The sequence below is a fragment of the Rhodococcus sp. WB9 genome (assembly GCF_007558985.1).
GTDB lineage: Bacteria > Actinomycetota > Actinomycetes > Mycobacteriales > Mycobacteriaceae > Rhodococcus_F > Rhodococcus_F opacus.
The window spans coordinates 2,608,045-2,620,692 of record NZ_CP041769.1; the positions used below are offsets into that span (position 1 = coordinate 2,608,045).

Sequence of the window (12,648 nt, forward strand, 5' to 3'; positions counted from 1 at the left end):
GACGGGTGTCCCCGTCCGCCCGCGGTCCCGGTCACAGTTCCTCACGATCTGAGGGCAGGAGGCAGGCAGCATGGACGCCATCACCCAGGTTCCGGTGCCCACCAACGAGCCGGTCCACACGTACGCGCCGGGCAGTCCCGAACGTTCCCGAGTGCAATCGGCACTCACCGACATCGCCACCAATCCCGTCGACATCCCGCACGTGATCGGCGGGAAACACCGGCACGGCAACGGCGAGCGCGTCGACGTCGTGCAACCCCACCGGCACGCCGCCGTGCTCGGCACACTGCGCAGCGCCACCCACGACGACGCGTCGGCGGCGGTCGAGGCGGCCACGGCCGCGGCACCGCACTGGCGAGCCCTCCCGTTCGACGACCGGGCCGCGGTCATCCTGCGCGCCGCCGACCTGCTGTCCGGGCCGTGGCGCGAGACGCTCGCCGCGGCGACGATGCTCGGCCAGTCGAAGTCGGTTCAGCAGGCGGAGATCGACGCGCCGTGCGAGCTGATCGACTTCTGGCGCTTCAACGTTCACTTCGCCCGCCAAATCCTCGCCGATCAGCCGATCTCCTCACCGGGTGTGTGGAACCGGCTCGAATACCGTCCGCTCGAGGGCTTCGTCTACGCCATCACGCCGTTCAACTTCAGCGCGATCGCGGGCAACCTGCCGACCGCGCCCGCGTTGATGGGCAACACGGTGATCTGGAAGCCGTCGTCGACGCAGACCGTCGCCGCGTACTGGACCATCAAGCTGCTCGAGGCTGCGGGAATGCCTCCGGGTGTGATCAATCTGCTCACCGGCAGCGGGCAGGCGGTCTCGGAGGTGCTGCTGAGCGATCCTCGCCTCGCGGGTATCCACTTCACCGGGTCGACCCGGACGTTCCAGCATCTGTGGAGCGAGGTGGGCGCGAACATCGGGAAGTACGCCGGCTACCCCCGGCTGGTGGGGGAGACCGGCGGGAAGGACTTCGTGGTCGCGCACGCGTCGGCCGACGAGGACGTGTTGCGGACGGCGCTGATCCGCGGTGCGTTCGAATACCAGGGCCAGAAGTGTTCGGCCGCTTCCCGTGCGTACGTCCCGAAGTCGCTGTGGCGGCGGATGCGGGACACGTTCACCGCGGAAGTCGACGCCCTCACCTACGGTGACGTGACGGATCTGGAGAATTTCGGCGGTGCCCTCATCGACCGGCGTGCGTACGACAAGAACGTCGCGGCCATCGAACGCGCCCGCAGCGCTACCGGTCTCGAGATCGCCGTCGGCGGCAAGTACGACGACAGCGTCGGCTACTTCGTCCGCCCCACCGTGCTCCTCGCCGACGACCCGGCCGACGAGGCGATGACCACCGAGTACTTCGGTCCGATCCTGACGGTGCACGTGTACGACGACTCGGCGCCGAACGCGTTCGCCGACGTGCTCGCCACGGTCGACTCGGCGGCCCCGTACGCGCTGACCGGTGCGGTGATCGCCGACGACCGCCAGGCCGTCGAGCAGGCAACGTCTGCTCTCCGGTTCACCGCCGGAAACTTCTACGTCAACGACAAGCCGACCGGTGCCGTCGTCGGGCAACAGCCGTTCGGTGGGGCCCGCGCCTCGGGCACGAACGACAAGGCCGGGTCCAAGCTCAACCTGCTGCGGTGGGTGTCGGCCCGCACCATCAAGGAGACGTTCGTCCCCGCCACCGATTACCGATATCCGCACATGGGGTCGGAATGAAAGCGCCCACGGTTCTGGCGAATCCGCTGCGCCCGGCGATCCTCGCGGCCGCCCGGTCGTCCCGCGTCAAACGGGCGGTCACCGGCGCCCCCGTCACACGGAAACTCGTCGACCGCTTCGTCGCCGGGGAGAACCGGGAGTCGGCGCTCGCAACCGTCCGGGAGATCCTCGATTCGGGCCGGTCGGTGTCGATCGACTTCCTCGGTGAGGACACGCGTGACGCGGCCGGAGCCCAGGCGACGGTCGACGAATATCTGGCGCTCGTAGCCGATCTCGGAGCGCTATCGGAAGCCGCGGAAGGGACTTCGGGTGTTCGCCGCCTCGAGGTGTCGATGAAACTGTCGGCGCTCGGGCTGGCACTCGCCGGCGACGGTCGCAGGATCGCCACCGACAACGCCCGCACGATCTGCGCCGCCGCGGAGGCGGCCGGGGTGTGGGTGACCGTGGACGCCGAAGACCACACGACCACCGATTCGACGCTGGCGATCGTGCGTGAACTCCGCAGCGACCACCCCTGGCTCGGTGCGGTGGTGCAGTCGTACCTGCGACGCACCGAGGACGACTGCCGTGCCCTCGCCGGCCCCGGTTCGAGAGTCCGGCTCTGCAAGGGGGCGTACCGGGAACCCGAGTCCGTGGCTTTCCAGGACCGCGCCGCCGTGGACGCGTCGTATCTGCGCTGCCTCGGGATCCTCATGGACGGATCCGGGTACCCGATGGTGGCCTCGCACGATCCGGCCGTCATCGACGCGGTCGCCCCGCTGGTCGGGCGCACCGGCCGCGCCGCGGATGCCTACGAGCACCAGATGCTGTTCGGGATCCGGGACGTCGAGCAGCGTCGGCTCGCGAACGAGGACAAGCAGGTTCGGGTGTACGTGCCGTACGGAAGTCAGTGGTACGCGTACTTCATGCGGCGGCTGGCCGAGCGTCCCTCGAACCTGCGGTTCTTCCTGCGCTCGGTGGTCACCCGGGACTGACCGGTGCAGTCGCGGTTCGGTTCCCGCGAGGGCGCGCCGTTGTAGAGTTTCGCGGTGACGACTTCTGGCGCGGGATGGACCAGCGCGGTCCTCTTCGCGGTCGTTCTCGTACTCGCGACGCTGCTCGGTTCGACGCGCATCGGCGAGGTCCGGTTCACCCGTCCGCCGCGCACCGCGGTGGTGTTGTGGTTGCTGATCGCCGTGCCGTCGCTGCTGCAGTTCGTCGCCCCCGCAGTCCTCGACGCCCTCGAGCGTGACCCCACCCAGATCCGGGACCACCAGTGGTGGCGGATCGTCACCTCGGTTGCGGTGCAGGACGGGGGACTGGCCGGAACCGTGGTGAATCTGCTCGTTCTCGCCTGGGTGGCCCCGCTCGCGGTCCGGGTCTGGGGTGGAGCGCGGGCCGTACTGCTGTTCGTGGCGAGCCAGATCATCTTCGGCCTGTTCACCGCGTTCCTGTTCCCGTCGCCCGGCGCGGGCAACTCGGGTGCCACGCTCGCGCTGGCCGCGTCCCTCGCCGGTCTGGTGGTGATGCAGTCCAAGGAGCGGCGAGCACTCGCCGCGAGCGGCGGCATCGTCGTCGCCGGTGTCCTGCTGGTGGTCGTCGACGACGCCCACGGACTGGCTGTTCTGACCGGGGCGCTGCTGGGCGCGGCGCTGGCCACCGTCAGTCCGCCACCGGGAGACCCACCGGACCGCGTCCGGGCCCTGTGAGAAGCTGACCGTGTGCTGCTGCGATCTCTGAATCCTCTGGCCGTCGCCCAGGGCGACGACATTCCCGACGCCATCCGGATCGGCGACACCACCCTGTCGCGCGGCGACGTGCTCGGTGCGGCGACGTCCGTGGCCGAACGTGTGGCACGCGCGGATCGGGTCGCGATCCTCGCCACCCCCACCGTCACCACCGTCCTCGCCGTCGTGGGCTGCCTCATCGCCGGGGTGACCGCGGTGCCGGTGCCGCCCGATTCCGGCCCCGCCGAACTCGAGCACATCCTGCGCGATTCCGCCGCGCAGGCGTGGCTGGGCGAGGCGCCCGCGGACGCGGCGGGCCTGCCCGTCGTTCCGGTCCGCGTCCACGCCCGGTCGTGGCACAGCTACCCGGAGCCGCCCGAGTCGGACATCGCGTTCGTGCTCTACACCTCCGGCACCACGGGGCCGCCCAAGGGGGTCCTGATCAGCAGGAAGGCCATCGCCGCCGGCCTCGATGCCCTCGCGGACGCCTGGCAGTGGACCGGCAACGACACACTGGTGCAGGGACTTCCGCTGTTCCACGTCCACGGTCTCATCCTCGGTGTGCTGGGACCGTTGCGTATCGGCAGCCGTCTCGTCCACACGGTCAAGCCCACCCCGGCGGCCTACGCCGCGGCACGGGGAACGATGTACTTCGGTGTTCCCACGGTGTGGAGTCGCATCGCCGACGACCCCGAGTCGGCGCGCGCGTTGTCGGGTGCGCGACTGCTGGTGTCGGGCAGTGCCCCGTTGCCCGTGCCGGTGTTCGAGAAGCTGCACGAGCTGACCGGGCTCGCACCGATCGAGCGGTACGGCATGAGCGAGACGATGCTCACGCTCAGCACCCGGGCCGACGGCGAGCGTCGCCCGGGGTGGGTCGGTGTGCCGGTCCGCGGCGTCGAGACCCGGCTGCGCGACGAGCGCGGCGGCGACGTCCCCCACGACGGCGAATCCATCGGCGGTCTGCAGGTGCGGGGCCCGATGCTCTTCGACGGCTACCTGGGCCGGCCCGACGCGACGGCCGAATCCTTCACCGACGACGGCTTCTTCAAGACCGGCGACGTCGCCGTCATCGACCCGGACGGGTTCCACCGCATCGTCGGCCGCGAATCCACGGACCTCATCAAGTCGGGCGGATTCCGGGTCGGGGCGGGGGAGGTGGAGACCTCTCTTCTCGGCCACCCGAGTGTGCGGGAAGCCGCGGTGGTCGGCGTTCCCGACCCGGACCTCGGGCAGCGGCTCGTGGCGTTCGTGGTGGGGGACGATGTGTCGGAATCCGAGCTGATCGAGCATGTGGCCACCGAACTGTCGGTGCACAAGCGGCCCCGCGAGATCCGGGTGGTCGAGTCGCTTCCGCGCAATGCGATGGGCAAGGTGCAGAAGAAGCAACTGTTCTGAAATCGGTAGGCTGGCGAACGATACCGGCCCGACACGGATTGGCAGGCGCACAGTGAGTGTGGAGAGCATCGTTCAGAGCACCCGAATCGTCCTCGCGTCACGGCCGGACGGTGCGCCGACCGCCGACAACTTCCGGCTCGAGGCGGTGAACCTGCCCGAACCCGCCGACGGTCAGGTGCTGGTCCGCGTCATCTACCTGTCCCTCGACCCGTACATGCGCGGCCGGATGAGTGCGGCGGAGTCCTACGCCGACCCGGTCGAGATCGACGAGGTCATGGTCGGTGGCACCGTCGGGCAGGTGGTCGATTCCCGGCACCCGGATTTCGCAACCGGTGACTACGTTCTCGGGTATGCGGGCTGGCAGTCGCACGCCGTGGTCGACGGCAACCAACTCCGCACGCTCGACCGCGACGCCGCGCCGCCGTCGACCGCCGTCGGAGTTCTCGGCATGCCGGGCTTCACCGCGTACTCCGGCCTGTTGAAGATCGGGCAACCGAAGGCGGGTGAGACGGTGGTCGTCGCGGCGGCCAGTGGTCCGGTCGGCTCGGCGGTGGGGCAGATCGCGAAACTGAAGGGCGCCCGGGCCGTCGGGATCGCGGGCGGACCGGAGAAGTGTGCCTACCTGCTGGACGAACTCGGATTCGACGCCGCTGTCGACCACCGGTCCCCGAACTTCGCCGAGGAACTGCGCGCCGCGTGTCCCGACGGCATCGACGTGTACTTCGAGAACGTCGGCGGTGCGGTGGCCGCGGCAGTGCTGCCGCTGCTCAACCTGTATGCGCGAGTTCCCGTGTGCGGCTTGATCGCGCAGTACAACGACACGGAGGCCCCAGAGGGGCCGGACCGGCTGCCGGGATTCTTCACCCGGGTGCTGGTCAAGAGCCTCACGATCCGCGGATTCATCCAGCGCGAGTTCGTCTCCGAGATGTACGCGGACTTCCAGCGTGATGTGTCCGGGTGGATCCGAGAGGGCCGATTCGCCTACCGCGAGGACATCGTCGACGGGCTCGAGAATGCGCCTGCGGCGTTCATCGGCCTCCTCCGGGGCAGCAACTTCGGCAAGCTGGTGGTCCGGGTCGCCGAGGAGAACTGACACACCCGGTCTGTGGCACCTCACACCCGCGGGGATGCCGGGAGGGCCCCGCTCGGCCCGGAGCCGAGACTCGACCGGCGGTCGATTCGCCGCCGGACACGGGACCGGACGACGGCCGTACACGTCGGATCACCCGTATTCGCCCTGGACAGGGCTCTGTCGTGATACAACGGTGACAGAAGCGAACCCTCGTTATGTTTTCGTGATGTCGATGGTGCGGGAGTTCGGTGTCATCCACATATGGGAGTGATCAGATCTATGACGAATCATAGTTCGGGGCCGGGTTCGCAGATCCTCGTCGACGGCAGGCCCGCCTCCGCCCCGCTGCGCGACACACTGACGGTCGCACAGAAACTGGTCCGGCATTTCGCCGACAACGTGACCCCGTGCGGTTCGCTTCCCGGCGAACAGCTGCAGAGCGACGTCATGGATTTCACGATCGTCTGCCTCGGCCTCGGTATCCAGATGCTCGACGAGGGCATCAGCCCGACGGACGAGGACCTCGCAGAGGTGCGCAACAGTTCCGCGCGCTGGGCCCGCGAGGGATTCCCGTTGAAGCTCGTACTCCGCATCCTGCACGAAGGTATCCAGGAGGCCGGCGACCTCGTCGCCTCGAACGCCCGCGAGGAAGACCTGCCCGAACTCCTGGTCATCCAGAAGGTGATGTTCAGCCTGCTCGAATGCGTGACCGTCGCCGCCACGACCAGCTACGTGGAGGAACTCGAAGCCGTCAACAGCGAACGTGACGGTGCCGCGGTCAATCTCGTCACGGCGCTGCTCAGCGGCAGAAAGGCGGCGACCGCCGCGCGGCACGCGGGCGTGGAGCTGGCCGACGAGTACGTGGTGCTGGGACTGTCGATTCCGTCGCATCCCACGGAGGCCGTGACCCACCGGCGCAAAACCGTCGTCGCCCGGCAGAAGCTCCGCCGGTTGCAGATCGAGCTCGCGGACGCCGCCGGTGGTGCCGCCCTCTGTTCGCTGAGCCCGGACGGTGGAACGCTGTTGCTGCCCGGGTCACCCGAGCGGGCCTGGATGGTGTCCCTGCTCGACCGCATCGGAGCGGCCGCCGGAGTTCCGCTCACTGCCACGGCAACCCGGGTTCGCACCGCCGGTATCCCCGCGGCTGCCGACCAGGTCCACGAACTCCTCGACCTCGCCCATCAGCTGGCGCTGGAACCGGGTCTCTACGAGATGGACGATTTGGCGCTCGAATACCAGCTCACCCGGCCCGGACCGGGCAGAAGCCACCTGGCGCGGCTCCTCGAGCCGTTGCAGGGCTCACCCGAACTGATCGAAACGCTCGAGGTGCACATCGGTCACGATCTCAATCGGCAGCGCACCGCGAAGCAGATGCACCTTCACACCAATACGGTGGACTACCGGCTCAAGCGGGTGGCGCAGCTGACGGGCTGCGATCCGACCCGCCCGTCCGGGCTGCGGCAGATCCAGGCCGCGCTCGTCGCCCGCCGGCTCGAGGTCGCACAACCCGAGCGCTGACTCGCTGGTCGCCCCCGAGGCGGAAGAGGGCACCGCCCCGTCACTAGCGCAGCATCGTACGCTGCACCGTTCGCTACGATGTGGGGCGGATCATATTCGGTCCGGGTGTGTCGGTGGTCGTCTCGTGACCGAAATGTTAGGGAGGCAGACGATGGCCGGAGGGCGTCATTCGAGCGCGGGGCAGGAGCGCGGTGGTCGCTCGCCCGGGTTCTACGCGGTGTGCGCCGCTGTCGTGATCGGTCTCGTGGCCTCCGTGGTCGTCGTCGTTCAGGCGGTGCGCTCCTGGGCCGACGACTGCGATCAGGTCACCGACTACACGCTCGCCGCCGACCCGAGCATCGTGCCCGCTCTGAGCCGCATTCTCGGCGAGGCGAAGGACACCGACCTGGGCTGCGCGAACGTCGCCGTCAGCGGCGCGACGTCCGGCGACATCGCGGGACGGCTCGGCAAAGGAACCGACGCCCCGGATCTCTGGATCCCCGACACCGGCGCCTGGGTGGGCAAGGCTGCACTCACCGCAGCCGGTCCGGTCGAGGTGATGTCGGGTTCGATCGCATCGTCGCCCGTGGTCCTGGCGTCCCGCGAGGCGGACGCACCCACGGCGCCGACGTGGCTCGCGGCCCTCCAGATCAAGGACATCCAGCTGGGCAACCCCCTCGTGACCGGGGCGGCGCAGGCTCCGATCAACGCGGCACTCGCCGAGGGCCAGGCCGATCCCGTGTCCGCGGGGACGGTGCGGGCGGCGCTGGTCCCGCTCGCGCAGGAGGAGAGTGCACGCACCGCGGACGAGCCCGTCGGCGAGGAGATGCTGCAGGGCGTCGTCGACAACGGCGGAGTTGCCGTGGCCACCGAACAGTCCGTGCTCGACTTTTCCGACGGTGACGGCGCGCGCACGCTCACCGCGACGGTGCCCCCGACGGGCAGCAACTTCATGAACTTCCCGCTCGTCGTCACGTCGCCGGCCCCCGACCGGCACTACAAGGCCACCCAGGTGGCACGTGCCGTCGCCGCGGTTCTCGGTGGCGAGGAGGCCCGCGCGGTACTCGCGGAGCACGGATTCCGCGGACCCGACGGGAGTCCACTGGCCGACGGCCGCGGTGTCGGCAGGGTCACCAAGCTCGCGCTCGAGGACGAGTCGGCACTACAGGACGCCCTCGGCGGGTGGGCGTTGATGGCATTACCCATTCGCACGCTCGTCGCGATCGACGTGTCGGGGTCGATGGAGACCCCCGCAGGCAGCCGGTCGCGCATGGATCTCACGGTCGATGCCGCACTCGCCGGCAATGCGATGTTCCCGGACAGCGTGTCGGCGGGGTTGTGGGCGTTCTCGCAGGGCCTCGGTGGGGGACCGCAGGACTACAAGGAGATGGTCCCGATCCGCCGCTACGACACGGTGGTCGACGGTCTCACGCAGCGCCAGCTGATGGCGCAGCAGGCGGGGAAGGTCGACGCGCTGATCGGCGGCGGCACCGGTCTGTACGACACGACGCTCGCCGCGTTCCGGACGGTGCAGGAGACGTACGATCCGCGCGCCGTGAACAGTGTGATCATCCTGACCGACGGCGCCAACGAGGATCCGGACTCCATCACGAAGGAACAGCTCCTGAGCATCCTGCAGCGTGAGACGGATCCGGCCCGGCCCGTCATCATCGTGACGATCGGCATCACCGACGACGCGGACGCGGCCACGCTCGCCGAGATCTCGCGGGTGACCGGAGGATCGAGCTACGTCGCGAAGGACCCCGCCGACATCGCCAACGTGTTCGTCAACGCGTTGGCCGCCCGCGGGCGGAGCTAGCGGAATACCGTTCCGGCACAGTCGGACTTTTCGAGCGCACCCCTAGCCATTCGCCTGCCGGTCGTGCTTTGGTGGAAAGCGGGGGTGGACCCATTCGAGGAGCTCGTCATGGCCAAGCCGTTCAGAGGTGTCGTCAATCTGGATATTCGTGACTCGATCCCGGACTGGGGTCCGTACGAACAACCGAAGGCGACGCCCGGTTCGCCGAACGTCCTGTACATCGTGCTCGACGACGTGGGGTTCGGTGCCCTGGGCTGCTACGGCGGGCCGATCGACACCCCGAACATCGACCGGATCGCCGCCAACGGGCTGCGCTACGGGCAGTGGCACACCACCGCCCTGTGCTCCCCGACGCGATCCTGCCTGCTGACGGGACGTAACCACACCACCAACGGGATGGCGTGCATCAGTGAGGCGGCGGTCGGGTTCCCGGGCGCGAACGGGCACATTCCCCCGGAGTGCGCGACCCTCGCAGAGGTCCTGGTCGAGCAGGGGTTCAGCACGGCGATGGTCGGCAAGTGGCACCTGTGTGCCGAGGACGAGATGAACCTGGCCTCCACCAAGCGCAATTGGCCCGTCGGCCGCGGTTTCGAACGCTTCTACGGCTTCCTCGGGGCAGAAACCAACCAGTGGTATCCCGATCTCGTCCACGACAACCACCCCGTGCCGCAACCGGCCACGCCGGAGGAGGGCTACCACTTCAGCGTCGACATCACCGACAAGGCCATCCAGTACCTCGACGACGTCAAGGCGATCGCCCCGGACCGGCCGGTGTTCCTGTACTACGCACCCGGCTGCGCGCACGCACCGCACCAGGTGCCCCGGGAGTGGGCCGACCGTTACCGGGGCCGGTTCGACGACGGCTACGAGGCCCTGCGCGAGCAGACCCTGGCCCGGCAGAAGGAACTGGGCCTGGTCCCGCAGGACACCGAACTGCCCCCGCTGAACCCGATCGGGACCCCCGACACGCGCAACGGACCCGACGGGCAACCGTTCCCGCCGCTCGACTTCACCCGCCCCTGGAACACCCTGTCCGCCGACGAGAAGCGGCTCTTCGCCCGGATGGCCGAGGTGTACGCGGGGTTCCTGTCGCACTGCGACGACCAGATCGGGCGCCTGATGGCCTACCTCGAGGAGACCGAACAGCTCGAGAACACCATTGTCATGCTGGTCTCCGACAACGGCGCCAGCGGTGAGGGCGGACCCAACGGTTCGGTCAACGAGAACAAGGTCGCCAACAGCGTGCCGGACGATCTGGCCGAGAACCTGAAGATGCTCGACGAGCTCGGCAGCACCAGAACCTACAACCACTACCCGAATGGGTGGGCGATGGGCTTCAACGCCCCGTTCAAGATGTGGAAGAGGTATTCGTTCAACGGCGGCACCTGCGACCCGTGCATCATCTCGTGGCCTGCCGGGATCGCCGCCCGCGGCGAGACCCGCGACCAATACCACCACGCCATCGATCTCGTCCCGACCGTTCTGGACTGCCTGGGGATCGAACTGCCCGACACCGTGAAGGGGTACACCCAGCACCCACTGCAGGGCGTGAGCATGCGCTACAGCTTCGACGCGGCCACCATTCCGACGGCGAAGCACACCCAGTTCTACTCGATGCTCGGCACCCGGGGTATCTGGCACGACGGTTGGAAGGCCGTGACAACCCATCCGGCGATCAGTGGCTGGGGCCGGTTCCCCGAGGACTCGTGGGAGCTGTACCACACCCAGGTGGACCGCGCCGAGCTCCACGATCTCGCCGCCGAGGAGCCCGGGAGGCTCGCCGAGCTGATCGGCCTGTGGTTCCACGAGGCCGGCGCCAACCAGGCGCTGCCCCTCGACGACCGCTCGGCGGTCGAGATCTTCACCACCCCCCGCCCACAGCTCGCCACGCCGCGCAACCGCTACGTCTACCGCGCAGGTGGCGCCGAGGTCCCCGAGTCGGTCGCGGTCAACATCCGCAACCGCTCCTACTCGATCGGTGCACTGGTCGATCTCCCCGAACCCGGGGCATCCGGTGTGCTGTTCGCGCACGGCAGCCGCTTCGGTGGGCACGCCCTGTACGTCAAGGACAACCGCCTGCACTATGTCTACAACTTCCTCGGCAGCGAAGAACAGCGGATCAGCGCCACCGAGGACTTGCCGACCGGCGAGAACCTGCTCCTGGCCGCCTCGTTCGACAAGGACGGTGAGGATCCGCCCGGAACCGCCCACGGGATGCTGACCCTGTACTACAGAGACCGGAAGGTCGGCGAGGGCCGGATCCGAACTCAGCCCGGCAAGTTCAGCATCGCAGGGGAGGGTCTCACCGCCGGCCGCGACACCGGGGAACCCGTCACCGACGACTACCCCGGCACCGCGCCCTGGGCGTTCACCGGCGGCACCCTGAACCGGGTAGCCGTCGACGTCAGCGGCGAACCCTACGTCGATCTCGAACGCGAGGCCGCCGCCATGCTCTCGCGCGAGTGAGAGCGGAAACGCCATGACGGAGCCCCTTCCGAGCTGGCGTGAGGGCGCCGGCAAAGAGGCCGTCCTGGGATTCGTCGGGCGGGTGACGGAGGAGGACGTCCCCGTGGAGGATCGGATCGCGGTCTTCGACAACGACGGCACCCTGTGGTGTGAGAAGCCGATGCCCATCCAACTCGACTTCATCCTTCGCCGTCTCGTCGTCATGGCCGAGCACGATCAGGAACTTCGCACCCGTCAGCCCTGGCAGGCCGCCTACACGCGGGACTACGACTGGTTGAACGACGTCGTCACGCGGCACTACCACGGCGACGACAGCGGGGTGACGGTGCTCGCCGTCGGTGTGCTGGCCGCGTTCGCCGACGTGACGGTCGAGGAGTTCGAGGCCGGGGCAGACCAGTTCCTGCGCACCGCCCGGCATCCCACCCTCGACCGGGACTACCTGGCGTGCAGCTATGCACCGATGGTGGAGTTGCTCGCGTACCTGGCCGTCAACGGATTCCGCAACTACATCGTCTCCGGCGGCGGCCGCGATTTCATGCGGCCGATCAGTCACGACGTGTACGGCATTCCGCGGCAGAGGGTCATCGGTAGCGGGGTGTCCCTGATCTGGAAGCACGACGGCATCAGGGGCGCGATCGTCCGCAGAGCCGAGGCCGACGTCCTCGACGACGGACCCGAGAAGCCGGTGCAGATTTGGAACCGGGTCGGCAGACGGCCCCTGCTGGCGGCGGGAAACAGCAACGGGGACATCCCGATGCTGCAATTCGCGGAGCAACCGGACCGGCCGTCGTTGCGGCTGCTGCTGCGCCACGACGACGCCGCCCGCGAGTTCGACTACGTCGCGGGCGCCGAGCACGCACTCGAACTGGCCGGCGCCAACCGCTGGACCGTGGTGAGTATCGAAAAAGACTGGGCTACGGTGTTCCCATCGCTTCCTGACCAGGTCGGATGATTCCTGTCACGGCCATGGGATCTGCCTACG

General features: G+C 68.7%; 9 protein-coding genes. All 9 read left to right on the forward strand.

All coding sequences use genetic code 11. The features are described from left to right. The first annotated feature begins 70 nt into the window (after positions 1-70). Complete coding sequence (gene pruA / locus FND50_RS12165; protein ID WP_144285937.1) at positions 71-1,711, forward strand: L-glutamate gamma-semialdehyde dehydrogenase; 1,641 nt, start codon at positions 71-73, stop codon at positions 1,709-1,711. After that, positions 1,708-2,685 carry a proline dehydrogenase family protein gene (locus FND50_RS12170; RefSeq protein WP_144285938.1) on the forward strand — a complete coding sequence of 326 codons (978 nt, stop codon included), beginning with the start codon at positions 1,708-1,710 and terminating at the stop codon, positions 2,683-2,685. Before pruA ends, FND50_RS12170 begins: the two co-directional genes overlap by 4 nt. A gap of 54 nt (positions 2,686-2,739) precedes the next feature. Then, the gene (locus FND50_RS12175; RefSeq protein ID WP_144285939.1) at positions 2,740-3,399 is read left to right on the forward strand and encodes a rhomboid family intramembrane serine protease; all 660 of its coding nucleotides are present in this window, start codon (positions 2,740-2,742) and stop codon (positions 3,397-3,399) included. A 12-nt stretch (positions 3,400-3,411) separates the two neighbouring features. Continuing rightward, positions 3,412-4,812, forward strand: coding sequence for an acyl-CoA synthetase (locus FND50_RS12180; RefSeq protein WP_144285940.1), 1,401 nt, complete (start codon positions 3,412-3,414; stop codon positions 4,810-4,812). Between the two features lie 52 nt (positions 4,813-4,864). Next, entirely contained in the window at positions 4,865-5,905 is a 1,041-nt protein-coding gene (locus tag FND50_RS12185; protein WP_144285941.1) for an NADP-dependent oxidoreductase, read from the forward strand. A gap of 258 nt (positions 5,906-6,163) precedes the next feature. Beyond that, the gene (locus FND50_RS12190) at positions 6,164-7,402 is read left to right on the forward strand and encodes a CdaR family transcriptional regulator (RefSeq protein WP_005263037.1); all 1,239 of its coding nucleotides are present in this window, start codon (positions 6,164-6,166) and stop codon (positions 7,400-7,402) included. A gap of 151 nt (positions 7,403-7,553) precedes the next feature. Then, on the forward strand, positions 7,554-9,200 hold the full coding sequence (locus FND50_RS12195; protein WP_144285942.1) for a substrate-binding and VWA domain-containing protein: 1,647 nt from the start codon (positions 7,554-7,556) through the stop codon (positions 9,198-9,200). Positions 9,201-9,308: 108 nt separating this feature from the next. After that, complete coding sequence (locus FND50_RS12200; RefSeq protein ID WP_144285943.1) at positions 9,309-11,666, forward strand: arylsulfatase; 2,358 nt, start codon at positions 9,309-9,311, stop codon at positions 11,664-11,666. A 13-nt stretch (positions 11,667-11,679) separates the two neighbouring features. Beyond that, the gene (locus FND50_RS12205; protein ID WP_144285944.1) at positions 11,680-12,618 is read left to right on the forward strand and encodes an HAD family phosphatase; all 939 of its coding nucleotides are present in this window, start codon (positions 11,680-11,682) and stop codon (positions 12,616-12,618) included. The last annotated feature ends 30 nt before the right edge of the window (positions 12,619-12,648 follow it).

Coding starts and splice junctions, on each gene's coding strand:
- FND50_RS12190 (WP_005263037.1), top strand. CDS start 6,164: ATGACGAATCATAGTTCGGGGCCGGGTTCGCAGATCCTCGTCGACGGC.
- FND50_RS12205 (WP_144285944.1), top strand. CDS start 11,680: ATGACGGAGCCCCTTCCGAGCTGGCGTGAGGGCGCCGGCAAAGAGGCC.
- FND50_RS12170 (WP_144285938.1), top strand. CDS start 1,708: ATGAAAGCGCCCACGGTTCTGGCGAATCCGCTGCGCCCGGCGATCCTC.
- FND50_RS12200 (WP_144285943.1), top strand. CDS start 9,309: ATGGCCAAGCCGTTCAGAGGTGTCGTCAATCTGGATATTCGTGACTCG.
- FND50_RS12195 (WP_144285942.1), top strand. CDS start 7,554: ATGGCCGGAGGGCGTCATTCGAGCGCGGGGCAGGAGCGCGGTGGTCGC.
- pruA (WP_144285937.1), top strand. CDS start 71: ATGGACGCCATCACCCAGGTTCCGGTGCCCACCAACGAGCCGGTCCAC.